Genomic DNA, 24,161 nt, shown 5'->3' with positions numbered 1-24,161 from the left:
ACCGCCTCAAGGCCATCGAGCGAGAGACCGAAGTGGCCTAACCGCCGGGGACGTTCGCCCGTACGCAACTGGGGACCAGAGGCCGTACGCCGACACTCGGCAACGTCCCGGGCTGCGACAAAGACGGCTGGTATCCCGAATACGCCCTGCCCGAACGGGACCTGCTGCCCGCCGAGCAGGCCTGGTCCAACCTGATGGATCCGCGCGAGGCGGCCAAGGTGCTGGGCGACGACGCGACCTGACAGCGCGCTGACCGTCTCGGTGCGCACCGGGGCAGCAGTTTGTGAGCTCAAACTCGAAAACTGCGCTGCGCAGTTCGGCGCCAACTTCGGCCGACCTCGGTCGCACCAGGGCCGACAGCAGTCGTTTGCGGCCTCGCATCGCCGCGGTCAAGCCAACTGGGGCAGCCTGCCGGTATGGGACAGCGATGGCAGCGCGGACGGGTGCGCGGTGCCGAGGCGACCAGTGGTAGGAGACGTCGCCTGGACTGCCGCTTCGAGATCCGTGTCCTGGACGGGCCCGAGGGCAAGGAATTGGCCCGGCCGCAGGCCGCAGTGATTCGGGACCTGCTGGTCTGGGCCGCCGAGCAGCGTCGGGCAGCCGAGGCGGAGCCCGAGGCCGGTCACACAGCAGCACCTCCACCGGAACGCGACGCCTGATCGGCGCAGCCTGTGCTGCGTGCCAGGCCCTCTGACCAGGCCGTGGTTACCGAACGTGAGAGGTGCTTGCTGGAGTTCACCCCCTCCGGCACGAACCTGCGGCACGTGCAGAAGCCCTGAAAGCCGCATCTGCCTGCAGCGATACCCCGCTGAGAGTCGGAAGCGCTCTGCGGTACAGCGCACAGCGTCCCCACCAAAGGAAACGCCATCGGTAGGCCATACGACCCACCTGACCTGCGAAAACACAGACAGTAGCGAGAGCGCCCCCGGCAGGACTCGAACCTGCGGCCAAGCGCTTAGAAGGCGCCTGCTCTATCCACTGAGCTACGGGGGCCGGTGTGTGGCCTCTGTCGTGGGTGCCCGGGTGGGGGCCGATCCGTGACGTTGCCGGGGACAAGGATAGGGCTCCCGCATCCATGTCCCTGTTGCTTCGCCTCCGTGGCTCGATGTGGAGGTTCAGTGAAGCGGTCCTGATAATCGCAGGCAGGTACGAATCGTGCATCGCTTTTGGCCGCTCGCGCACCCGGTGTTGTGCACTCGTTATGCCTGGACTGTGCCCGTGCCCCACTCGTCCCTTCCATCCCTTGTGTCCTGTCGGCGCGCAGACATGCTCATATGCTTCAGAATTCCCCTAAAATTGGGCATTCTTCGCATGTGGTGACCTTGGACGTACGGCCTCAGCTGCTCGACGCACTCTCCGCCCTGCGCGACCGTGTCGCCGCCGCACGCTTCCCGCTGCCCCTTGCGGGGGCTCCACGCGCGCGTGCCAACCGCGACGAACTGCTCGCGCAGCTCGACGACTACCTGGTGCCCCGGCTGAGAGCGCCCGAAGCTCCCCTGCTGGCCGTCATCGGGGGATCGACCGGAGCGGGCAAGTCGACCCTCGTCAACTCCCTTGTCGGACGGCGGGTCAGCGAGGCGGGCGTGCTGCGCCCGACCACCCGCACGCCGGTGCTGGTGTGCCACCCGGAGGACCATCACTGGTTCGGCGGCATGCGCGTACTGCCCGACCTCACGCGCGTGTGGGCGCCTCACCAGGAGGCGGCGGAGGACCTGTTGCTCCCCGGCGAGGACCCCGCGCGCGTGCTGCGCGTCGAGACCACCGACACCCTGCCCCGCGGCCTCGCCCTCCTCGACGCCCCCGACATCGACTCCCTGGTCGCCGACAACCGCGTCCTGGCCGCCGAACTCATCTGCGCGGCCGACATCTGGGTGATGGTCACCACGGCCGCCCGTTACGCCGACGCCGTCCCCTGGCACATGCTGCGCGCCGCCAAGGAGTACGACGTCACCCTTGTGACGGTGCTGGACCGGGTGCCGCACCAGGTCGTCTCCGAGGTCTCGCGCCAGTACGCCGCCCTGCTCACCAAGTCCGGCCTCGGTGACGTACCGCGCTTCACCGTGCCCGAACTGCCCGAGTCCGCCTGGGGCGGCGGGCTGCTGCCGGCCAGCGCCGTGGCGTCCCTGCGCACCTGGCTCGTCCATGTGGCGCAGGATCCGGCGGCCCGTCAGCACGCCCTGGCCCGTACCGCGTACGGGGTGCTGAACTCGCTCAAGGCCCGCATGCCCGAACTCGCCAGTGCATCCGCCGCCCAGTACGCGGCGGCGCTGCGGCTCACCTCGGCCGTGAACGGGGCGTACGACAGCGAGCACGCGCGCGTGCGGGGACGGCTGCAGGCAGGGGCCGTACTCGCCGGGGACGCGCTGAAGCGGTGGCGCGCCTTTCCGCTCGACTGCACCCCCGGTGAACTCCTCGACGCGCTCGTGGAGAGCCTGGCCGCGTTGCTGCTGTGCGCGGTGACCGCCGCCGACGAGCGGGTGGACGACGCCTGGCGGCGCGAACCGGCCTCCGCCGCGCCGGAGCTGGCGGACCGCGATCCGTTCCCGCAGAGCGCCGAGCACCGCATCGGGTTGGCCGTACGGCGGTGGCGGCGGGAGCTGGTGGAGTACGCCGAGGAGGAGGTGCGCGGCCTCGAGCGGACCCTCGCGCCCGATCCCGAGGTGGTCGCCGCCCTCGTGGCGACCGCGCTGCTGGGCGGGCGCCGGGCGCGTTCGGCGGGCGAAGGGCTCGCCGAGCGGATCGGGGCGCACGGGGCGCTGCGGCTGCGGGACCGGGGCGGACGGCTGCTCACCGAGCACCTGGACCGGGTGATGCACGCCGAGCGTGAACGCCGGCTCACGCCCCTGGACGCCCTCGACGTCCACCCCGAGCCGCAGGCGGAGCTCATCGCCGCGCTGTCCGTACTGCAGAAGGAGAGGTGACCGGTGACCGCCGTCACTGACCAGGACCACACCGAGCACGCCGACCACGCGGGGGACACAGTGCCCAAGGACGACGACGAGCGGGAGAACGCCACCCCCGGGGACAGCGCTTCCGAACACGACCACTCCGGGAAGAGCGGCGAAGGGGAGACCGCCCGTGGGGGCTCCCACGACGACCACGCGCGCGTGGACAGCCGCGACGACTCCGCCCGCAACGGCGAGGCAGGTCGCGCGGACCCCGGCAAGCCCTGGGACGACGGGCTCATCGCGCGTCGCGTCACCGAGGCGGCCGCCGCCGAGCACACCGCCCTGGTGGAGGCCCGGGCCAGCAGCGCGCAACAGGCGGAGCCGCTCGCGTACGGCCCCCACCTCCGGTCACGCCTGGAGGCCCTGCGGGAGCTGGTCGGCCTCTCCCGGACCCGGGTCGACAGCCGCACCCTCGCCGACGCCGGGCGGGTGCTGGACGAGGCGGCGGCCCGGCGCAGGCTCTCCGGGCAGCACACCGTGGTCGCCATCGCGGGCGCGACCGGCAGCGGCAAGTCGCAGCTGTTCAACGCGCTCGCCGGGGTGCCCATCTCGGAGACCGGGGTACGCCGGCCCACCACGGCGGCGCCCATCGCCTGCAGTTGGAGCGACGGCGGCACGAGCCTCGTCGAACGGCTCGGCATCCCGCCCCGGCTCAGGCGCCGCCCGCTGCAGAGCGCCGAGGCCGAGGCGCAGTTGCGCGGCCTCGTCCTCATCGACCTGCCCGACCACGACTCGGCGGCCGTGCAGCACCGCGAGCAGGTGGACCGCGTCCTGGCGCTCGTCGACGCGGTCATCTGGGTCGTCGACCCCGAGAAGTACGCCGACGCCGTGCTGCACGAGCGCTACCTGCGGCCCATGGCGGGACATGCGGAGGTCATGTTCGTCGTCCTCAACCAGACCGACCGGCTGCCCGGCGAGGCCAGGGAGCAGGTCCTGGACGACCTGCGACGGCTCCTCGACGAGGACGGGATCGCGCTGGGCGAGTACGGCGAACCGGGCGCCACCGTGCTCGCGCTGTCCGCGCTCACCGGGGACGGCGTCCCCGAACTGCGCGAGGCGATCGCCCAGTTCGTGGCGGAACGCGGAGCCCCCGCGCGCCGGATCTCGGCCGACGTGGACGCCGCCGCGGCCGGTCTGTGGCCGGTGTACGCCAGCCGGCAGCGGACCGGGCTGAGCGAGGAGGCGCGGGACGAGTTCGCCGCCCGGCTCGCCGACGCCGTGGGAGCGACGGCCGCGGGCGAGGCGGCTGAGCGCGCCTGGCTGCGCAACGCCAACCGTGCGTGCGGGACGCCCTGGCTGCGGCTGTGGCGGTGGTACCAGGACCGGTTGGAACCGCCCACCGCCCGGCTGCCCGTGCGTGCCCGGCCCGACGAGGAGGTCACCGCGCGCCAGCGTGTCGAGCAGGCCGTGCGGACGCTGGCCGACCGGGCCTCGGCCGGGTTGCCGGCGCCGTGGGCGCAGGCGGTGCGCGAGGCGGCCGTACGCGGCTCCCAGGGGCTGCCCGAGGCGCTCGACAAACTGGCCGAGCGGGCCGGACTGCCCCCGGGCCGGCCGCCGCGACCGGGCTGGTGGCCGGTGGCCGTCCTGGCGCAGGCGTCCATGACGATCCTTCAGGTCGTGGGTGGCTTGTGGCTGTTGGCGCAGATCATCGGGTTCATGTCGCCGAACCTGGGCGTGCCGGTGCTGCTGATGGTCACCGGCATCGTCGGCGGCCCGATCGTCGAGTGGAGCTGCCGGATGGCGGCACGCGGGCCGGCCCGGCGCTACGGCACCGACGCGGAACGGCGGCTGCGGGAGGCGGCGGCCGGGTGCGGCCGGGCCCGGGTGCTGGACGCGGTCGCGGCCGAGCTGCTGCGGTACCGGGAGGTACGGGAACAGTACGGGAAGGTCACGGGGGTGGGGGCGGCCAAGTGAGACGGGGGTGACGGGGGACCGTCCGCCGCTGGCTCACTCGTGCGGGTGAGGGAGTTTTCCACAGGTGGCGGGGTCGTCCACAGGGCTCAGCGGGCTCGGCCTGGTGGAGGCAGTCTGGCGGTGCGGCGATCGCGAAGGGCGCGGTCGGCGCGGTGGCGGTGCGCGAGGTGCGTGACCGCCGCGGCAGAGGCAGCCGTACGGGACGGGCCCGTCGGCATGTCCGTCCGGCCCCGGCGGCCGGGCGAGGGAGGGGTTCTCGATGAACGAGACGATCATCTGCGCCGTCGGCAACGTGGCCACGCGGCCGGTCTACCGGGACATGGCCTCGGGGCCGTCGGCGCGGTTCCGGCTCGCGGTGACCGCGCGGTACCTGGACCGGGAGAAGAACGTCTGGACCGACGGCCACACCAACTTCTTCACGGTGTGGGCCAACCGGCAGCTCGCCGTCAACGTGGCGGCGTCGCTCAATGTCGGCGATCCCATCATCGTGCAGGGCAGGCTCAAGGTCCGTTCGGACGTGCGGGAGGGCCAGAACTGGACGTCGGCCGACCTCGACGCGACGGCGATCGGCCACGATCTCGCCCGCGGTACGTCGGCCTTCCGGCGGCCCGCCAGGGCGGAGACAGCGACGGAGGCCGCGACGCGGCAGGATGACGAGCCCAACTGGGAGACGCCGGCTGGGGAGTCGGACACGGAGTCCCTCCAACAGGAGCCGGAACCGGCGGCAGTGACGTGATGTCAGATACTGCCCCGAGCTGACCGGACTATGGCTTATTCGGGCTTGTCGGGCTTATCGGCGAATGCGTTCCCGACGACCGGTTGATTTGTCGATAAGCCCTGCTCACCGGCCGACTTGGTGATGTCTTGGCGATAACGATTCCGAGTCGGGTGGCTTGTGTGACGGTATGACCGGGAGGCATGGTGCGTGGCTTCCCTAGGATGCCGGGACATAGCTCGCGGGGCTTCTGATGCTGCTGGTGGGACCACGCCCCCTGTCAACGGTTCCTGCACGAAGGGGAATTCGTGTTTGCTTCGTTCTCCGCGCGGTGGACGCGCGGGCGAGGGACGGTCCGTCTCGCCGCCGCGGCACTGCTGTCCGCGCTCGTGGCCGGCGGTGCGCTCGCCGGGGCGGGCACGGCGACCGCGCAGGAACCGGCGCCGGGCCAGGCCGGGGCGACGGCCACCATAGGCGGCCTCAAGACGTACGGCGCCGCCGTCATTCACGATCCCTCGGGGGACGTCCAGGTCTCGGCCGGCCTGTTCGAGATGGCCGTCGACGGGGGCGGCACCCTGCAGACGTACTGCGTGGACCTCCACAGCCCCACGCAGCGCGACGCCAAGTACCACGAGACGCCCTGGAGCGGGACGTCGCTGGCCGCCAACAAGAACGCCGGCAAGATCCGCTGGATCCTGGAGAACTCCTATCCCCAGGTCAACGACCTCGCGACGCTCGCCTCGGAGGCGGGCGCCACGGGGCTGACCGAGCAGGACGCGGCGGCGGGTACCCAGGTGGCGATCTGGCGCTACTCGGACGGAGCCCACGTCGACGCGGTCGACCCGCAGGCCGAGAAGCTCGCGGACTACCTCCAGAAGGCCGCCGTCACCGTGGCCGAGCCCGAGGCCTCGCTGACCCTCTCCCCGCCCGCGGTCTCCGGCCACCCCGGCGACCTGCTCGGCCCGGTCACCGTGCACACCAACGCGACCGGTGTCACGCTCACGCCGCCGGCGGACGCGGCGACCACCGGAGTGCGGATCGTCGGCAGGGACGGCAAGCCGCTGACCTCCGCGGTCGACGGCAGCAAGGTCTTCTTCCGCGTCCCCTTGACCGCCACCGCGGGATCCGCCGAGCTGACCGTGCAGGCCTCCACCACCGTGCCGGTCGGCCGGGCCTTCGCCTCGGACAGTCGCAGCCAGACGCAGATCCTGGCCGGCTCCAGCGAATCGACGGTGTCGGCGACAGCGAGCGCCCACTGGGCGCGGGAGGGCGCGATACCTGCCCTCTCCGCGGCGACGGACTGCGCCCGGGGCGGCGTGGCCGTCACCGCGGCCAACCAGGGCGACGAGACGTTCACCTTCTCGCTGATGGGCGCCACCTACAGCATTCCGGCGGCGGGATCGAACACGGTGACGATCCCCCTGCAGGAGGACCAGCCGTACGACTTCACCATCACGGGGCCGAACGGCTTCCAGCAGCGGTTCACCGGGATCCTCGACTGCAAGACACAGGGCAGCGAGACCGGCGAGGCGGTCCAGACCCTCAGCGAGCCCAGCCCCGCCACGGTGGGCGGCACGGCCGGTGGCACCAACCTCGCCGAGACCGGCGGCTCCAGCGTGACGCCGCTGATCGCGGGCGTCGCCATCGGACTGGTGGTGATCGGCGGCGCGGCCCTGGTCCTGGTGGGAAAGAAGAACGAGCCCACGGGGGAGTGAGGACGCGGGAGGATGGCTCCATGACCAAGTCATCCGCCCCGCCGACGTCCACGACGCAGTGCCACACCGCAGCCTCGGGCTCCGTGCTGTCCCTGTGGTCGCGGAACTCGGTGCTGTCGATCGGCTCCGCCGGTTCGGTGCTGTCCATCGGGTCCGTCGGTTCGGCGCTGTCCCTGGGCTCGATCGGCAGCGCGCTGTCCGCCTTCTCCATCGGCTCGGCACTGTCGCTGGCCTCCGCTGGATCCTGGTTGAGCACGGGGTCCGTGCTGTCGGCCCAGTCCCGCTGGTCGGTCCTGTCCTGGCGCTCCGAGCGGGCGTTCCGTACCGCCGGGGCTGCCGTGGCGGGGGCGGCGGCGATCACGGCGGTACTGCTGGCGCGGCGGGCGCCGCAGACTGATTGAGTGGCGTGGGCATCACCGACCGGGAAGGGCCGAGCTCGTGATCATCTTTGGCACCAAGGGATACCTGTACCAGCTCGCGATACTGACGCTGGTGTGCGGCAGCTGCGGCAACCCCGCCGCGCACACGCTCAGGAAGCGTGTCACGAAGTTCACGCTGTTCTTCGTGCCGCTGTTCCCCATCTCGACGAAGTACGCCACGCAGTGCACCTTCTGCGGCGCCGAACAGAAGCTGACGAGGGAGCAGGCCGAACAACTCCAGTCCCAGGCCGCGGCCGCCGCCCCGACCTACGGCAGCCCGCAGCAGCACCCCCACCCGTGAACCTCTCAGCCCGACGGCCGCACGAACCCGTGGCTGCGCTCCACCTTCGCCACGTGCAGGGTGTAGCGCTCGTACCAGTCGGCCCGCCCGCGCTGCTGCGCCGAGCGGTGCTCGGCATGCGACCGCCACTCGGCCAGGGCGTCCGCGTCGCGGAAGTACCCGACGGTGATACCCAGCCCGCCAGGAGTCTGCGCGTGGTCCATCCCCAGGAACCCCGGGATGTCCTTCACCAGCTCCTCCATGCGCGCGTTGGTCTCGCCGTAGCCGCTCTGGTCCTGGGTGCGCACCGTGCTGAAGACGGCCAGGTAGTACGGGGGCTCAAAGGCCTCGACGGGCGTGACAGGCGTTTCGGGATGATCGCTCATGACGCCACCGTAGGCCCAGGGCACGCCCGCCGGTCCGGAGCTACGACCGCCGACGGATGAAGTCGAGGATCTCGACGTTCACTTCCTTCTGGTTCGTCAGGTACAGGCCGTGCCCGGCGTCCCAGTACTCCTTCAACACCGGGTGCGGCGCGAGCTTCACCAGGTGGTGGCTGGAGATCTCGATCGGGATCGACTGGTCCGCCAGACCGTGCAGCACCAGGGTCGGCACGGTCAGCGCCGCGACGTCGGGGCGTTGGTCGGTGTTGAAGACCTGCCGCTGCATCTCCACCGCCGCATACGGTGCCGCCGACAGACAGCGCTGGATCTCCGCGTCGATCATGGCCTGCGAGACACCTGGCCGCAGGTGGGTGGCGAAGTAGCCCTGCGCCCGGTCGGCGAACCACTTCGACCGGTCGGTGCGCAACTGCTCCAGCGTCGCCTCCACCAAGGGCGCGGGCACGCCGGTCGGGTGTCCTCGGTCTGCAGCAGGTAGGGCAGCGCCGGGGCCAGCATGGCGACGCGTGCCACCCGCTCGGAGCCGTGCCGGCTTCAGACAGCGGGCCACCTCGCCGTTGCCGCTGGAATGCGCGACCAGGGTGAATCAGGGCGGCCAGGCCATCGGTGCGGGTGTCCACGTCGTAGCCGGTGACGGGCCGGTCCGACCGCCCGTGTCCGCGCCGGTCCGGCAGGATGCAGCGGTAGCCCTGTTCGAGGAAGAAGTGCAGCTGGCTCTCCCACATGTTCCGTGAGACGACTCGATGTCCGTTGCGAGGTAACTGTGGCAGCGCGCGCTGATCCGTTCGATTACCAGTGAGGTAAGGGACCCGGCCGGCGTGATTCCCAAAGCGCTGGACGGTGCCTCCGATACCGTCCTGAGCCATGGCGAAGGGCGACGGCGTTCCGGAGAAGGTGGCGTGGATCCTGGTCCGGGACGACCGGGTGCTGGTGACGCGTAGTCACGGCACAGACCGCTTCTACCTCCCGGGCGGTCATCGAGAGCCGGGCGAGTCCGACCCCGAGACCCTGGTGCGCGAGATCCGCGAGGAACTCCGGGCGACGATCGACGCCGGCTCCATGGTCCACTTCGGCACGTACGAGATCGGCGAGGGTCATCCGGACCACGGCCCCTTCAGGATGATCTGCTACACCGCCGGTCACCGCGGCGAGCTGACCCCGGCGAGAGAGATCGCCGAGAAGGCGTGGTTCCGGTACGCCGACCGGGACCGGGTCTCGGCCGTCGACGCGATGGTCTTCGACGCACTCCACGGGTCCGGGCGGCTTCCCTGATCCCGCGACCACTGAAACCGCAGGTCAGCGCTCCAGCACCTAACGCGTTTCCGCCCAGGGGTAGCCGTACGGCAAGATGGGGTGTATCTGCCCACTGCCAGATTTCAAGCTGCCGGACGGTTTCTCTTGGCTGAGTTCATTTACACCATGCGCAAGGCGCGCAAGGCGCACGGCGACAAGGTGATTCTCGACGACGTCACCCTGAACTTCCTCCCGGGTGCCAAGATCGGCGTCGTCGGTCCGAACGGTGCCGGTAAGTCGACCGTGCTGAAGATCATGGCGGGGCTGGAGCAGCCGTCGAACGGTGACGCGTTCCTCTCGCCCGGTTACAGCGTCGGCATCCTGCTGCAGGAGCCCCCGCTGAACGAGGAGAGGACGGTCCTGGAGAACGTCCAGGAGGGCGTCGCCGAGGTCAAGGGCAAGCTCGACCGGTTCAACGAGATCGCCGAGCTGATGGCGACCGACTACTCCGACGCGCTGCTCGACGAGATGGGCAAGCTGCAGGAGGAGCTCGACCACGCGAACGCGTGGGACCTCGACGCTCAGCTGGAGCAGGCCATGGACGCGCTCGGGTGCCCGCCCGGCGACTGGCCCGTGACCACCCTCTCCGGTGGTGAGAGGCGGCGCGTGGCGCTGTGCAAGCTGCTGCTTGAGGCCCCCGACCTGCTGCTCCTCGACGAGCCCACCAACCACCTCGACGCCGAGTCGGTGAACTGGCTGGAGCAGCACCTCGCCAAGTACGAGGGCACCGTCGTGGCCGTGACCCACGACCGGTACTTCCTCGACAACGTCGCCGGATGGATCTGCGAGGTCGACCGCGGCCGTCTGCACGGCTACGAGGGCAACTACTCCAAGTACCTCGAGACCAAGGCCACCCGCCTCAAGGTCGAGGGCCAGAAGGACGCCAAGCGGCAGAAGCGGCTCAAGGAAGAGCTGGAGTGGGTGCGGTCCAACGCCAAGGGGCGGCAGGCCAAGTCCAAGGCGCGACTCGCGCGCTATGAGGAGATGGCCGCCGAGGCCGACAAGATGCGGAAGCTGGACTTCGAGGAGATCCAGATCCCGCCGGGCCCGCGGCTCGGCAGCGTCGTGGTCGAGGTGAACAACCTCAGCAAGGGCTTCGGCGAGAAGCTCCTCATCGACGACCTCAGCTTCACACTGCCGCGCAACGGCATCGTCGGCGTCATCGGCCCGAACGGTGCCGGCAAGACCACCCTCTTCAAGATGATCCAGGGCTTCGAGGAGCCCGACTCCGGCTCGATCAAGGTCGGCGAGACCGTCAAGATCTCGTACGTCGACCAGAGCCGCGAGAACATCGACCCGAAGAAGACCCTGTGGGCCGTCGTCAGCGACGAGCTGGACTACATCAACGTGGGTCAGGTCGAGATGCCGAGCCGCGCGTACGTGTCCGCCTTCGGCTTCAAGGGCCCCGACCAGCAGAAGCCCGCCGGTGTCCTGTCCGGCGGTGAGCGCAACCGGCTCAACCTCGCGCTCACCCTCAAGCAGGGCGGCAACCTGCTGCTCCTCGACGAGCCGACCAACGACCTCGACGTGGAGACCCTCAGCTCCCTGGAGAACGCGCTGCTGGAGTTCCCCGGCTGCGCCGTGGTCGTCTCCCACGACCGGTGGTTCCTCGACCGGGTCGCCACCCACATCCTCGCCTACGAGGGCGACTCCAAGTGGTTCTGGTTCGAGGGCAACTTCGAGTCGTACGAGAAGAACAAGATCGAGCGGCTCGGCCCGGACGCGGCGCGTCCGCACCGTGCCACCTACAAGAAGCTGACCCGGGGCTGATCGGTCTTGCGCCACATCTACCGCTGCCCGCTGCGCTGGTCCGACATGGACGCCTACGGCCATGTCAACAACGCCGTCTTCGTCCGGTACCTGGAGGAAGCCCGCATCGACTTCCTGTTCCGGCCGGAGAAGGACTTCAAGCAGGGGTCGGTGGTGGCGCGCCACGAGATCGACTACAAGCGGCAGCTCGTCCACCGGCACCACCCGGTTGACATCGAGCTGTGGGTCACGGAGATCCGGGCCGCGTCCTTCACCATCACCTACGAGGTGAAGGACGACGACCTGGTGTACGTACGTGCCTCGACGGTGGTCGTGCCGTTCGACTTCGAGAACGAGCGGCCGCGCCGGATCACCGCCGAGGAGCGTGAGTTCCTCTCCGAGTACCGGGACGACGACGAGGCCGTCGCCGCATGACGGTGCTCCACCTCGCCGACGAGGGGGAGGCGGCGGACCTCGCGGCCTTCCTCTCCCGGCTGCTCCACTACGACCGCGCGGCGGCCGTGCGCCTGCAGGCCGCCGGCACCGCGCTCGCCGTCTTCGGGCGGCCGCCCTCCTTCGAGGTGCTGGCGATCCGCGCGGCGCGGCTCGCGAAGCCGTACGAGAACGGGCTGGACGTCACGCTGGACGTGACCGTGTCCGCCGGTGAACTGCTGGAGTCCGTCGACGAGCCGGCCGCCACGGCCGCCGTGCCAGCCGCGGTGACCGGGCCGCCGTGGGCGGGCGTGCTGCCCCCGCGCGGCGGCTGGCGGGCCGAGCCGGGGCTGCCCGCGCCGGACGCGCTGCTCACCACGCTGGCCTCGGCGGTCGCCGAATTCCGCTCCCGCACCGAGGAGTTGCCGCCCGAGCGGCGCACCCGCGCCGAACTCGACCGGATCGGGCGGGAGATCTGGTCCCGGACGGTCGGCGACACGCGCCTTCCGGTCCGGGCCGTGCACGCGGCCCAGTCACTGCGGTTCCTGCGCCCCACGCAGAGCGCGCGGGACCTGGCGGTGTTCTCCTCCGGCGCGTGGCTGCGGCTGCGCACGCCGTACGGGTCGATCGCCGTACGCCAGGCGGGACTCGGGGCCCTGGACGTCAGCGTCCGCTAGTGCCGCGGCACTGGCCACCGGTCCGCTCACTTTCCCCGCTGTCGTCCGGCCATACGGCGATGTGGTCCGGTTCCAGTTCGAGGGCCACGCGGTCCCGCATGCCCAGGGTCTCCGTGTACTCGGCGGGGAGCTGGAGGCGGCCGGCCCGGTCCAGCATGGCGTACTCGCGGGCGACCACCGTCTCGTGGCCGGTCGTCTCGTCGACCTCGCTGCGGCGCAGGACCTCCGTGGAGGTGCGGCCGTCGCGGATGGCGACCGTGCGGCGGACCTCGCCGGCCACGGCCTGGTCGTGGGTGACGATCACGATGGTGGTGCCGAGGCGTTCGTTCGCGGTGCGGAAGGCGGCGAAGACCTGTTCCGCGGTGTGCGAGTCGAGTTCGCCGGTGGGCTCGTCGGCCAGCAGGACCGCGGGGTCGTTGGCCAGGGCCACGGCGATCGCGACGCGTTGCTGCTGACCTCCGGACATCTCGTGCGGGCGGCGGTCCCGGCAGTCGGGTATCTCCAGCAACTGGAGGAGTTCCAGGGCTCGTTCGGACTGGGCCCGGCGCTTGCGGGCCCCGCTCAGCTGCATGGGCAGGGCGATGTTCTGGGCCGCGGTGAGGTAGGGCAGGAGGTTGCGGGCGGTCTGTTGCCAGACGAAGCCGACGGTGGTGCGGCGGTAGGTCAGGCGGTCCTTCGCGGTCATCGTGAGGAGGTTGTGGCCGGCCACGCGGGCCGCGCCGGCGGTGGGGGTGTCCAGGCCGGCGAGGATGTTCATCAGGGTGGACTTGCCGCTGCCGGACGCGCCCACCAGGGCCATCAGCTCCCCCTCCCGGACCAGCAGGTCCAGGCCCTGCAGGGCCTGGACCTCGATGCCGTCCGTGGTGAAGATGCGGACGAGGCGGTCGCAGGTGATGAGGGCGTCGTGGCCGTAGGTGGGCCGGTCGCGGGCCGACCGTGCGCGCTGGGCCAGGTCGGCGAGGGTGGGCTTGGACGTGGTCATCACGACCTCCTCGGCAGCGGGTCGTCGGAACGGGCCGGGCTCGGGTTCCCGTCGTGGCGTTCGGGCCCGCGGTACGGACGTGGGCGGCGGTGCTCGTGCTGGGTCGCGGTGCGGCGTGGCTCGCTCATCGGGCGTCGCCCGCCCGCAACTCTGTGACAGCTCCCCGCCGCCCCGTCCACCACGCCTGCACCCCGGCGACTCCCACCGTCACCAGCACGGTCGCCAGCGCCGGCAGCAGCAGGGACGGTGCGTCCGTGCGAAGCGCCGCGGCACCGTCCGGCGAGGGGCGGCTCGCCAGCGCGATCGTGGTCAGGTCCAGCCCGGGGGACAGGAGCCGGATCGTCGCCCAGCCCGTCAGCATGCCACCGGCCGCCGCCAGGCCCGCCTGGGGCAGGGACTCCAGGACCAGCAGGCGGCGGGACTGGGACCGGGTCAGGCCCATGGTTCGCAGCCGGGCGAGGAGGGCGGTGCGCTCGGGGGAGGTGCGCAACAGGGTGAGCATGAGGGAGAGGACGGCGTAGCCCGCGCCTGCCGCCACCGCGGCCGTGTACACGTGTTCCGCGCCGGACTGGAGGGGCGAGTCGGAGTAACCGGCGCGCTCCTCGGACCGCAGCTGCACCTGCAGCGCGTCGGTGGCGACCCGGCGCAGGGCGGGGCCGTCGAGGTGGGACCCGGTGAGGAGGAGCGCGGTGGGGCGGGCCGCCTCGGGGGACAGGGCGGCGCGGTCCACGACCAGGAAGTCCTCGCCCAGCACCGCCGGGGTGCGGGACCGGACCGCCGTGACGCGGACGGTGATCGTGCTGCCGTCATCGAGGCGGAACGGGAGAGGACCGCGGCCGTAGCGCGACGCGACCGACGGGGAGGCCAGCGCGGGTGCCGTCCCCTTCGCCGACCGGCCCCTCAACTCGCCCTCGCTGAACGCCCCGAGGCCGGTTCGGTGCGCCAACTCGGCGTACCCGCGCGGGTCCACGCCCACCACCGGCACCGACTCGCTTCCCGCGTCGGTCGTGTTCGGCCTCGCCTGGTAGGCGATGCTCACCGCGGTCACGCCCCGCACGCCCGGCGTCCGGCCGATCCGGTCGGGCAGCGACGCCGGCAGCGGCCCCTCGGCCGTCTCGACGCGGCCGTCGGCGCCGACGGCGAGGAGGGCCGCCTGGTCGCGGGCCTGGTGGACGCCGGCCAGGACCGAGCCGCCGAAGGCCGCCGTGGTGAGGGCGGTGAGCAGGGCGAGGAGGGGCAGCACCGCGGAGGCGGAGGTGCGGGCCGCCCGGGCCAGCGACAGGTGCGCCACCGTGCCGCGCAGCCGGGCCGTCGGGCGGGCCAGGGCGCGCAGCGGCAGGGGGTAGAGGCGGATCAGCAGGAGGGCGGCCGCCACTGCGGTCAGCACCGGGGCCAGGGCGGCCAGTTGGTCGCCCTCGGCGCCCTGCCGGCGCAGGGTCTCCACCGCGCCCAGGGTCACCACGAACAGCGTCAGTTCGGCGACCGTGCGGCGCCGGGAGGGTCGTACGGAGGCGACGTCCGCGCGGTCGGTGTGCGTCCGGACGGTGCGGTACGCGGCCGCCGCGCGCAGGGGCAGGGTCGCGCAGGCGAGCAGGGTGACCGCGGCGGCAGCCGCGACGGCGTAGCGGGCGCGGGCGCCGGGCAGGGCGAGCAGGGCGACGCCCAGGCCGAGCGCGCCGGCCGGGAGGGCCGCCACCGACGTCTCGGCCAGCAGGCGGCCCGCGAGGCCCCGCAGGGAGGCGCCCCGGGCGCGCAGCAGGGTCAGTTCGGCGCGGCGGCGGTCGGCGGCGAGGCCGCCCGCCATCAGCAGGACCACGACGGCGACCGTGCCCGTGCCGAAGGCGGCGACCGCGACGAGCGGCCGGACGCCGTCGCGCAGGGTAGTGAAGCCGGCGAGGACCTGGTCGAGGTGGGTGCTCACGGTCGTGGACGGGTCGGTCAGCGTGCGCATCACGCGCAGGACCGGACCGCCCGCCAGGGAGGCGACGGCGGACTTCAGCCGGTCCACCTGGTAGGCGTGCAGATGGGTGTCGGCGGGCGCGAGCTGCCAGTAGCGCCAGGGGTTCGCGGGCGTGCCGAGCAGGGCCGGCGCCGCCTCGGGTGCCAGCAGCAGCCCGCCCACCCAGTACTTGTCGCCCTGGCCGCCCGGGACGAGGTTCAGGCTGGGGGTGCGCAGGAGGGGCTGGGTGGCCCAGTAGGCGCCGTCGGGGTCGCGCGGGGTGACGATGCCGGTGACGCGGACGGCGAGCGCGGGCCGGCCCTGGCCGGGCACGTGGATCACCGAACCGACCTTGATGTGCAGCGACCTGGCCGTGCTCTCGGTGACGGCGGCCTCCACCTGGGGCGTCCTGGCCGTCACCGACGCATTGGCGCGGGGCAGCCGGCCGGTGACCTTCCCGACGTGCGCGCCGAGGCCGTTCTGCGCGGCGAGCGAGAACAGCGCGGGCAGCCCGCTCGGCTGCGGCAGCCAACGGTCCGAGGAGGCCAGCGGCAGGGCGGTGCGCACTCCGTACGTCGACTGCGTGCGGTCGGCGACCAGGGGGCGCGGGAGGGCGCGCAGGACGGCGGCGTACTGCGCGGCGAGGATGTCGGGGCGCAGCGCCTGCTCCCGCTGTTCGGGCGACCGGAGCGGTGAGGGTCCCTGGGCCCACAGGCCCACGCTGGTGCTCTGCGGCCGTGCCCGCTCGACCGCCCGCCTGAGCCCGGCGTCCTCGTACCGGTCGACCGCCCGCGGCAGGGCCGCGGCCAGACACGCGGTCAACGCCACGAGCAGGGCCAGCGCGAGCGAGGCGAGCGGAGCGGAGCGCAGCCGCGTACGGACCCAGGGAGCAGGCACCGCGCTCACGTCACGCACCGCCCGCCGGAGCGGACTGCCCGCGCGCCGGTTTCCCGCGACCACGCCATGTCACTCGCCCCCCTGCTCCCGCAACGACACCACCGGGTCCCCGCGCCGCACCGCCAGCGCGGCCGTCACCACCAGCGGCGTCACCGCCACCGCCGCCAGCAGCGAGGCCACCTCGGGCAGCGGCAGCCGGACCAGTACCGTCGGCACCGGGCGGGTCGCCCGGGTGGTCAGGACGATCAGCGGGATCACCGCGCGGGTCAGCACCGTGCCGAGCGCCGTCCCCACCACCAACGCCAGTGCCACCAGCACCCCTTGCTCGACGGCGATCATGCGGGCCAGGCGGCGGCGCGGGGCGCCCAGGGCGCGCAGCAGCGCGAGTTCCGCGCGCCGTTCGCGCAGCGAGCCCGCCGCGCTGACCGCGAAGCCCACCGCGGCCAGGGCCGCCGCCACCTCGGCCGCCGCGGCGAACGCCGCCTCCGGGCCCGCCCCGAACGGGTCGTCCCGCAGCTGCGCGGCGGCCTCGTCCCGCACGACGACCTGCCCGGAATCCAGCTCGGGCAGCGCGCGCAGGGCCGCGGCGACCCGGCCCGAGGCGCCCGCGTCGGTGCGCAGCCACCATTCGGTGGGCGTCACGCTCACCCCGTACCGCGCCTGCAGCACCCGGTTCACCGCCCGCAGGTCCATCAGCAGCGCACCTCCGTCGGCGTCGCCGGCCGTCGGCAACTGCCGCACGGCGCGCACGATCCGCACCGGTACGGTCTGCCCGGCGAACGTCACGTCCAGGCGCTGTCCGGGGTGCGCGCCGGCCGAGGCGAGGAAGCGGTCGGTGGCCAGCGCGGTGATCTCGGGTGGGGCGGGCCGCGCGACCTGGAGCCGTAGCGTCAGCGACGCGAGGACCCAGGTCTCCTCGACAGGCACGTACCCCGTGCCGTAGGCGACGGTGAGCGGACGCGTCGAACTCACCTCGGGCGGCGTGGGGTTGGTGCCCGCATCGGGTGACGGCTCCGCCCCGTCGGTGGTCGAGACGGCCTCCCAGGAGGCCGGCAGCGCGATCCGCCGCTCCGTCCCGTCCGCTCCCGTGGCGGTCAACCCGTCGATGACGAGCCGCTGTTGCTCCCGCTTCCCGAACGGCACCGGCACCACCAGCTGCACCCCCGTCAGCTTCAACGGCCCCTTGGACCCGGGGAGTTCGAGGACGTGCGGACGGCCGTCGGCGGGGAGTTCGCCCGCCGGGACCGCGTAGGGGGTGCCGTAGGAGTCCTCCAGGGTCACCGTCACGTCGGCCGGCGTGGCCACGGCACCCGAGCTGCGCAGGGTCGCCGCCAGCCGCAACCGAGCGGTCCCCGCGGGCACTTGGGCTCCGGCGGAGGACGACTTCGGGCCCAGGGGAGCCAGCAGCCGCCGTACCGGTTCGGGAGCCAGGTCGCGGCGCAGCAGCAGGGTGTCCTTCGCGTGCGCGGTGTCCACGGCCAGCAGGGCCGCCGTACGGTCGCCGGAGAGCGGGAGTTCGGTGCGCACCGCGGGGGCCGCCTCGCGTACGCCGCTCAGGGCCGCGTAGCTGTCGGTGCGGCCCACCTCGTCCTCGCCGGCGGCCAGGACGCGGATCGGGGCACCCGCCGCGAAGTCGGCCTGGTCGCCCTGCGAGCGGCTCCAGGAGGCGTCCTGGCCGATGGCCAGCATGCCCAGCGCGACGGCCAGGACCAGCAGCAGCACCGGGCCCGCCCCGCGCATCGGACGGCGGCTGAGCTGCCAGCCCGCCAGCGCCGCCGTCAGCCCACGCCCGCCGGCCGCCCGGCGCTCGGCGAGCCGCGCCACCAGGGGCAGCAGGCGCAGGGTCAGCACCGTGCCCGCGAGCAGGGCCAGCGCGGGAGCCGCGACGAGGAGCGGGTCGATGCCCAGCGTGCCGGACCGGCCGGCGGTCACCGCGCCCGACGTCTGCCGTCCCAACTGCCAGTACGCCACCCCCGCCACCGCAAGCAGCCCCAGGTCCGCGCCCGCCCGCACCGCACCGGGCAGCACCCGCGCCCGGCGCGGCCCGAACCCCTCGGCCGTCAGCGCCGGCAAGGTCACCGCCAGCGCGCACCCCAGGGCCACGCCCACGGCCACCAGCCACACCGCGAGCCGCCCGCCGGCCGGCGCGTCCAGCCGCAGCCCGATCCGGGCCAGCGCCCCCTGCCCGGCCAGCCACCGGGTCAGCGGCCCCGACAGCAGCGGCGCGCACACCACCGCGGGCAGCGCCAGCAGCAGTGCCTCCAGGGCGGCGAGCCCCGCGATCCGGGCCCGGGAGGCGCCGCGGGCCCGCAGCACCCGGGTCTCACCGGTGCGTTCGGCGCTCAGCAGCCGGGCCACCAGCAGCAGCGCGCAGCCGGCGAGCAGTCCGAGCTGCAGGGCGATGATCAGCAGGGTCGAACGGGCCACGAGCAGCGAGCGCTCCACCCGGTCGAGGACCTCGGGCAGGTCGGTGGTCGCCGCTGTCGAACCGCTGAGCGCGGACTTGGTGCGCAGGGCCGCGGCGCCGGAGCGGGCCGCCTCGCGCAGGTCACCGATCCCCGCCGTGGTCAGCTGCGAGAAGTCGGCCGAGGCCAGCCAGCCCGAGGGACCGGCGCTCACCCGGCCGCCGGCCAGCACCTCGGGGGCGGCGAGCAGGGGGCCGTAGGTCGTGAAGTCGACGGTCCTGACGCCCCGGCCGCCGAGGTCGTCCAGCCTCCAGTAGGGCGCGTTCGCCGCCGTCGGCCGGTACAGGCCGGTCAGGGTGATGTGCAGCCGCGGGCCGCCGAGGCGGTCGACGAGGGTCAGACGGGCGCCGGGACTCAGGCCCAGGGCCCGGGCGGCGGTCTGCGGGAGGGCCGCCTCGACGTCGTGCGCGGTGTCCCGGGGGGCCCGGCCGGCGACGATGCGCACCTGGGTCGCGTCCAGCGCCGCGACGTACGTCAGATAAGGGTCGCCGGAGCGGGCGGCAGGGGGCTGCAGCGAGCGGGGCAGGGCGTACGGGCCCGACCGCACGAGCGTCCGCACGGTCACCGGCAGCCCCTCGAAGGTGCGGCGCGCGCCCTGCCGTACGGCGGCGTCGGCGGCCCCACGACGGGAGGCGGGCACGTCGGCCTTGACGATCAGCGCGCTGTCGGCGGCGTTCTGGGGGCTGCGTAACGAGTGGCGCAGGGCCGCGTCGCCGATCGCGGAGGAGTAGGCGGTGAGGGCGGCGAGGACGGCCGTGGTCAGCAGAACGGTGAGCAGGGCCGCGGCCAGCAGCAGGCGGTGCGCGCGGGCACGCAGCAGGACGAGACGCGTCACCGCCGCCAACGCCGTCACCCCGACCCCCCGTGGTCGTCCGGAAGTGGTCCGGACCTGCGGGTGATGCTGTCAGAGGGGCAGGCGGATGAGTAAGCGCTTGTGGATCGACCTTGACCGGATTGTGACCGGGTTCAGTCGGGAGTGTTGATCATCGAGGCCGCGGCGTAGGTCAGATACCGCCACAGCTCCTCCTCGTGCTCCTCGGACAGACCGAGGTCGTCGAGGGCGTCGCGCATGTGCCGCAGCCACGCGTCGTGCGCCTCGCGGTTCACGGTGAAAGGGGCGTGGCGCATCCGCAGCCGGGGGTGGCCGCGGTTGTCGCTGTAGGTCGTGGGGCCGCCCCAGTACTGGATCAGAAAGAGCGTCAGCCGCTCCTCGGCCGGGCCCAGGTCCTCCTCGGGGTACATGGGCCGCAGGACCGGGTCCTCGGCCACACCCTCGTAGAACCGGTGCACGAGGCGACGGAACGTCTCCTCCCCACCGACCCGCTCGTAGAAGGTCCGCGTCTCAACCGTGCCTCGCCGGATCTCAGTCACGTTCCCATGGTCTCAGACGCCGGGAACCAGGACCCGAGCCCTAGGACCACCACCGGACCGGCCGGCTCCGGTACTCGCCCCGGGCCGCGTCCGGCAGGACAGTGGAGGTATGGGCACGCACGTACTCGACAAGGACCTGGGGGGGCTCGCCGCGTCCGCGCGGGCCGCGCTGGTGCGGGAGATCGCGGCCAGTGGGGCCTGGGACGGGGACCCGCTGTGGCGAGAGGCGTTCGAGGCGGTGCCGCGGCACCTGTTCGTGCCGTACTACTACGCCGGCGTCCGGGGCGGGTACGAGCGGCGCTGGGGTCAGAGCCCGGACCCGCGCAACCGGGAGCGGTGGGTGCGCGGTGCCTACGCCGACGTGCCGCTGGCCACGCGGCTGCGGGACGGGGAGCTGATCTCCTCCAGCAGCCAGCCCTCGCTGATGGCGCGGATGCTCGCCGAACTGCGGGTCGAGGACGGCGACCGGGTGCTCGAGGTCGGTACCGGCACCGGCTACAACGCGGCCCTGCTGGCCCACCGGCTCGGCGACGACGACCTGGTCACGACCGTCGACCTGTACCCGGACATCACGGAGGCGGCCCGGCAGCACCTCGCCGCCGCCGGGCATCATCCGACGGTCATGACGGGTGACGGCGCGCGCGGTGTGCCCGAGCGGGCCCCCTTCGACCGGATCATCGCGACCTGCGCGCTGACGTCGGTTCCGCACGCCTGGGTCGCCCAGTGCGTCCCCGGCGCCCGCGTCCTTGCCCCGCTCGCCACCGGACTGCTCGCCCTGGCCGTCTGGGACGCCGGCTATGCCGAGGGCCGCTTCCTGGACACCGCCGCCTACTTCGTGCCCCTGCGCGGGGTGAGCCGCCCCGAGCCGGAGCCCGCGCGCCTCGGCGGGGTCCCGCAGCCGGCGCGGGACAACGAACTCTTCCGCTTCCTGCTCGCCCTGACCCGCGGCAGCCTCGACCCGCGGGAGGCGTACGCCCTGTGGGAGCGCGAGCACCGGCCGCCGCGCGAGCGGTACGGCGTCACGGTCGCCGACAGCGGCCAGTGGGCGTGGCTGGACGACCCGGAGGGGCCGTACGTCTGGCCCCTCCCGTCCTAGTGCCCGGGGCGCTCAGCCCCTGCGGATCGTGATCGTCGTCCAGGCGCCCACGTGGACGCGGTCGCCGTCCTGCAGCGGTATCGGGACGAAGGGCTGGATCGGCTCCTCGGAGCCGTTGACGGTCGTGCCGTTCGTCGAGTTCTGGTCGACGACGGCCCAGGTGCCGTCCGGCTGCTGGACCAGGACCGCGTGCTGGTGCGAGACGCCCGGGTCCTCCGGCGGCACCGACAGGTCGATGTCCGGGGTGTCGCCGGTGGAGTGCCGGCGGCGGCCGATGGTGATCTGGTTGCCGGACAGCGTGCGCTGCTGCTCGGGCGAGTACGCCGGCAGGTTCAGGCCGGCCGCCTCGGGGCCGGAACGCTGCATCATCGCCATGAAGTACTCGCGGTCCGGGCCGATCGTGGCCGTCCAGGTCGCCGGACCGGCGGACGGCTGCCCGTAACCGGGGCCGGGCTGGGGCGGGGCCTGGGTGGCGCCGGGCTGCGGGTAGCCGTAGCCGCCGCCCGGGCCGCCGGGACGGCCGGGGGCGGACGGACCACCGGGGCCGGAGGACGGCGGGGAGATCACCCAGTCGTCGTCACCGCCGCCGAAGGACGGACCGCCCTGCGGTGGGCGCTGCGTCTCCTGGGGGAACGCGGGCGGGGCGGGCGGACCGGACTGGAACGCCTGCGGGCTGCCACCGGGGCCGCCGGGGGCGTTGGCCGGCGTCGGGCCGGGCGGGGGCGGGACCGGGCGGGACGGATCGGGGCCGAAGTTGGACGGGCCGCCGGGACGCGGGTCGCTGCCGAAGCCGCCGGGACGCGGGTCGTTGCCGAAGCCGCCGGGACGCGGGTCGTTGCCGAAGGCGCCCGGTCCACCCGGACCGCCCGGGCGCGGGTCGTTGCCGTAACCGCCGGGGCGTGGGTCGCCGAAGGGGGTCGGGCCGGAGGGTTCGCTGGTGAAGGGCGGGATCGGCTCGGCGGGGCGGTTGACCTGGGAGGGACGGGAGCCCTGGTACTCGTAGGAGTCACCGCCGCCGTACGACGGGCCGGGCTGCTGCTGGTAGCGCGCGTTCGGGCCGGGGGCCGGCGGGCGCGGGGCGGCCGGGGTGTACGAGGTGGCCGTGTTGGTGAGGAAGTTCCACCGGCACTCCTCGCAGAAGGGCGCGCCGCCCTCGCGGGGCGTACGGCACTGCGGGCACAGCTCCGGTTCCGGGTCGGGGACCGCGGACAGGTGCGGGCGGCCGCCGCCGGGCTGGGTGGCCTGCGGAGGCGGGAAGCCGTAGCCACCGCCGGGCGGGGGCGGGGGCGGCGGGGGCGGAGGCACGGCACCGGCCATGCGGTGACCGCAGACCTCGCACCAGTCGTCGGAACCCGACTGGTGTCCGTTCGGGCAGGTCGGCATGTCGGCGCTTCCCCCTCTCCTTCAGGGTCCTACGGTCGTAGGAGGGTCGTACTCGGTGGGTGATACGTCACTTCTTTACACGAACTGTCTTTGTGGACCGAGTCTCGAGAGTCATCTCGTCGGCCTCCTCGACCTTCGCCTTCAGTCGCACAGTACCGGTCGCGGCGTCGACCACGTCCACCACCTTCGCAAGCAGTTTCGCAGTATCCGCGTTTCCGGACGCGCTGGCGAGCTGAACGGCCCGGCCCAGTTTGGCCGTTGCTCCATCCATATCGCCCGCTTTGCGGAGATCGAGACCCTGTTGGATGACCTGGGCCAGTTCGGCCTGGCCGGTGTAGTGGGCGACCTGCGGGTTGATCGACGTCGAGGCCGCCATGTCGTCCGTCCACACCGCCCTGACCAGGCCCTGGGCGCCCAGGTTCTCGGTCGTGCCGTCCGGCCGCGGGACGACCAGGGAGACCCGCGCGGCCAGCATCTCCTGACCGACGCTCGCGACCGGGACCTCGACGCAGACGTGGTAGTCACGGGACTCGTCTCCCCAGGAGCCGGTGGGGTAGTCCCCGGCCCGCGGGCCGGCCTCGGTGCGGCGGTCGGTCAACTCCTCCACGGTGGGAGCCACTTGCTTGACGAACCTGATGGTCGTGCCCACCGGCGTCCACACCCTGAGGGCGACGTCGGCGACCTCCTTGCCCATCGCCGTCTCCATCATCTGCGTGAAGTCGGCGGCGAGGGCCGCCGGGTCGGCGACGATGTCGGCGGTGCCGAGCAGGGCGGAGGCGATCCCTGTGACTTCTTTCACTTCCCAGTCGGTGCCCACGCCCCGTGCGTCACAGGTGAACCGTCCGGCGCAGTCGTCCAGCGCCCGCTTCAGGTCCTCCGGCGACTCGTGCTCGTTGCGGCCGTCGGTGAGCAGGATGCCGTGCCGGATGGCGACGTCCGCGGAGGACAGCAGCCGGTCGGCCAGCCGCAGCCAGGTGCCGATGGCCGTGCCGCCGCCCGCGCTCAGCTTGCGCAGCGCCTCCTTGGCCTGCGCCCGGGTGGTCGCGTCGGCGACGGCGAGGCGGCCGCCGCCGGGATACACCTCCTTGGCCACGTGCGTGCCGCCGATCACCGCGAAGTGCACGCCGTCGCGCAGGGTGTCGACGGCCGCGGCGGTCGCGTCCCGGGCGTTGCGCATCTTGGTCGGCGGGTAGTCCATTGAGCCGGAGCAGTCGACCATGATCGCCACCCCCGCCGAGGGGCCGTGCCCCCGCGAGTAGAGCTGCGGCGCGGCGACCGCGCCGCCGATCGTGCCGCCGCCGGTCGCGGTCACCGTGACGATCGCGTTGACCTCCCGGCCGCCCTCCGGCAGGAACTCGTTCTGGTACACGTCCATCGAGAACGTCGGCACGTTCGACTTCGAGAAATTGGCCATGCGTACTCAATCCCCCTCGAGACCCCGCGTTCGCGAGGCGACGACTGTGAGCGGACCGGTCCCCTCCGGCC

20 protein-coding genes, 1 tRNA gene and 1 pseudogene are annotated in these 24,161 nt (G+C 73.1%); 12 read left to right on the top strand and 10 right to left on the bottom strand.

Going from position 1 to position 24,161, the window contains the following annotated elements; all coding sequences use genetic code 11:
* The first annotated feature begins 416 nt into the window (after positions 1–416).
* On the top strand, positions 417–659 hold the full coding sequence (locus tag ACIRVK_RS15585; protein WP_404247110.1) for a hypothetical protein: 243 nt from the start codon (positions 417–419) through the stop codon (positions 657–659).
* Positions 660–920: 261 nt separating this feature from the next.
* Here the strand turns inward: ACIRVK_RS15585 and ACIRVK_RS15580 are convergent.
* Positions 921–993, bottom strand: a tRNA-Arg gene (locus ACIRVK_RS15580).
* A 320-nt stretch (positions 994–1,313) separates the two neighbouring features.
* On the opposite strand from ACIRVK_RS15580, the gene ACIRVK_RS15575 reads away from it, so the two are divergent.
* From ACIRVK_RS15575 to ACIRVK_RS15550, 6 genes are all read left to right on the top strand, one after another.
* Positions 1,314–2,921, top strand: a complete 1,608-nt coding sequence (locus tag ACIRVK_RS15575) for a dynamin family protein (protein ID WP_404247108.1) — start codon at positions 1,314–1,316, stop codon at positions 2,919–2,921.
* Positions 2,922–2,924: 3 nt separating this feature from the next.
* Entirely contained in the window at positions 2,925–4,862 is a 1,938-nt protein-coding gene (locus ACIRVK_RS15570) for a YfjP family GTPase (protein WP_404247106.1), read from the top strand.
* A 259-nt stretch (positions 4,863–5,121) separates the two neighbouring features.
* Complete coding sequence (locus ACIRVK_RS15565; RefSeq protein WP_404247104.1) at positions 5,122–5,598, top strand: single-stranded DNA-binding protein; 477 nt, start codon at positions 5,122–5,124, stop codon at positions 5,596–5,598.
* Positions 5,599–5,885: 287 nt separating this feature from the next.
* The gene (locus tag ACIRVK_RS15560) at positions 5,886–7,292 is read left to right on the top strand and encodes a Cys-Gln thioester bond-forming surface protein (protein WP_404247102.1); all 1,407 of its coding nucleotides are present in this window, start codon (positions 5,886–5,888) and stop codon (positions 7,290–7,292) included.
* 20 nt (positions 7,293–7,312) lie between these two features.
* Positions 7,313–7,693 carry a hypothetical protein gene (locus ACIRVK_RS15555; protein WP_404247100.1) on the top strand — a complete coding sequence of 127 codons (381 nt, stop codon included), beginning with the start codon at positions 7,313–7,315 and terminating at the stop codon, positions 7,691–7,693.
* A 37-nt stretch (positions 7,694–7,730) separates the two neighbouring features.
* Positions 7,731–8,012: a zinc-ribbon domain-containing protein gene (locus ACIRVK_RS15550; protein ID WP_404247098.1), complete on the top strand. Its 282-nt coding sequence runs from the start codon at positions 7,731–7,733 to the stop codon at positions 8,010–8,012.
* Between the two features lie 5 nt (positions 8,013–8,017).
* Here ACIRVK_RS15550 and ACIRVK_RS15545 read toward each other — a convergent pair whose 3' ends face one another.
* From ACIRVK_RS15545 to ACIRVK_RS15535, 3 genes and pseudogenes are all read right to left on the bottom strand, one after another.
* On the bottom strand, positions 8,018–8,377 hold the full coding sequence (locus tag ACIRVK_RS15545; protein WP_404247096.1) for an antibiotic biosynthesis monooxygenase family protein: 360 nt from the start codon (positions 8,375–8,377) through the stop codon (positions 8,018–8,020).
* Positions 8,378–8,417: 40 nt separating this feature from the next.
* A complete protein-coding gene (locus ACIRVK_RS15540) occupies positions 8,418–8,837 on the bottom strand; it encodes an alpha/beta fold hydrolase (protein ID WP_404247094.1) in 420 nt (139 codons plus the stop codon).
* A gap of 184 nt (positions 8,838–9,021) precedes the next feature.
* Positions 9,022–9,117 (bottom strand): annotated as a pseudogene (locus ACIRVK_RS15535) (alpha/beta fold hydrolase); the annotation flags it as partial.
* A 139-nt stretch (positions 9,118–9,256) separates the two neighbouring features.
* Here ACIRVK_RS15535 and ACIRVK_RS15530 point away from each other — a divergent pair.
* The 4 genes from ACIRVK_RS15530 to ACIRVK_RS15515 all read left to right on the top strand — a co-directional run bounded on the left by ACIRVK_RS15530 (position 9,257) and on the right by ACIRVK_RS15515 (position 12,543).
* Positions 9,257–9,664 (top strand): NUDIX domain-containing protein, encoded by a 408-nt coding sequence (locus ACIRVK_RS15530; RefSeq protein ID WP_404247092.1) that lies wholly within the window; start codon positions 9,257–9,259, stop codon positions 9,662–9,664.
* Between the two features lie 126 nt (positions 9,665–9,790).
* Positions 9,791–11,455, top strand: a complete 1,665-nt coding sequence (ettA, locus tag ACIRVK_RS15525) for an energy-dependent translational throttle protein EttA (protein WP_404247090.1) — start codon at positions 9,791–9,793, stop codon at positions 11,453–11,455.
* A gap of 6 nt (positions 11,456–11,461) precedes the next feature.
* Positions 11,462–11,869 (top strand): acyl-CoA thioesterase, encoded by a 408-nt coding sequence (locus ACIRVK_RS15520; protein ID WP_404247088.1) that lies wholly within the window; start codon positions 11,462–11,464, stop codon positions 11,867–11,869.
* Complete coding sequence (locus ACIRVK_RS15515) at positions 11,866–12,543, top strand: hypothetical protein (RefSeq protein ID WP_404247086.1); 678 nt, start codon at positions 11,866–11,868, stop codon at positions 12,541–12,543. Before ACIRVK_RS15520 ends, ACIRVK_RS15515 begins: the two co-directional genes overlap by 4 nt.
* On the opposite strand, the gene ACIRVK_RS15510 is transcribed toward ACIRVK_RS15515, so the two are convergent.
* The 4 genes from ACIRVK_RS15510 to ACIRVK_RS15495 all read right to left on the bottom strand — a co-directional run bounded on the left by ACIRVK_RS15510 (position 12,530) and on the right by ACIRVK_RS15495 (position 20,197).
* Positions 12,530–13,525: an ABC transporter ATP-binding protein gene (locus tag ACIRVK_RS15510; RefSeq protein WP_404247084.1), complete on the bottom strand. Its 996-nt coding sequence runs from the start codon at positions 13,523–13,525 to the stop codon at positions 12,530–12,532. The genes ACIRVK_RS15515 and ACIRVK_RS15510 overlap by 14 nt on opposite strands.
* Positions 13,526–13,649: 124 nt before the next feature.
* Complete coding sequence (locus tag ACIRVK_RS15505; RefSeq protein ID WP_404247082.1) at positions 13,650–16,370, bottom strand: ABC transporter permease; 2,721 nt, start codon at positions 16,368–16,370, stop codon at positions 13,650–13,652.
* A 60-nt stretch (positions 16,371–16,430) separates the two neighbouring features.
* A complete protein-coding gene (locus ACIRVK_RS15500; RefSeq protein ID WP_404247080.1) occupies positions 16,431–19,679 on the bottom strand; it encodes an FtsX-like permease family protein in 3,249 nt (1,082 codons plus the stop codon).
* Between the two features lie 113 nt (positions 19,680–19,792).
* Positions 19,793–20,197, bottom strand: coding sequence for a globin (locus ACIRVK_RS15495; RefSeq protein WP_404247078.1), 405 nt, complete (start codon positions 20,195–20,197; stop codon positions 19,793–19,795).
* Positions 20,198–20,306: 109 nt separating this feature from the next.
* Between ACIRVK_RS15495 and ACIRVK_RS15490 the strand changes: the two genes are divergently transcribed.
* A complete protein-coding gene (locus tag ACIRVK_RS15490; protein ID WP_404247076.1) occupies positions 20,307–21,293 on the top strand; it encodes a methyltransferase domain-containing protein in 987 nt (328 codons plus the stop codon).
* A 12-nt stretch (positions 21,294–21,305) separates the two neighbouring features.
* Here the strand turns inward: ACIRVK_RS15490 and ACIRVK_RS15485 are convergent, their stop codons facing one another.
* Positions 21,306–22,676 carry an FHA domain-containing protein gene (locus ACIRVK_RS15485; RefSeq protein ID WP_404247074.1) on the bottom strand — a complete coding sequence of 457 codons (1,371 nt, stop codon included), beginning with the start codon at positions 22,674–22,676 and terminating at the stop codon, positions 21,306–21,308.
* Between the two features lie 67 nt (positions 22,677–22,743).
* Positions 22,744–24,090 (bottom strand): VWA domain-containing protein, encoded by a 1,347-nt coding sequence (locus tag ACIRVK_RS15480; RefSeq protein ID WP_404247072.1) that lies wholly within the window; start codon positions 24,088–24,090, stop codon positions 22,744–22,746.
* Between the last annotated feature and the right edge of the window lie 71 nt (positions 24,091–24,161).

Origin of the sequence: Streptomyces sp. NPDC101152 (assembly GCF_044768275.1) — a bacterium.
Taxonomy (GTDB): Bacteria; Actinomycetota; Actinomycetes; order Streptomycetales; family Streptomycetaceae; genus Streptomyces.
Note: the sequence above shows the minus strand (reverse complement) of the source record. Positions and strands in the feature narration are given on the sequence as shown.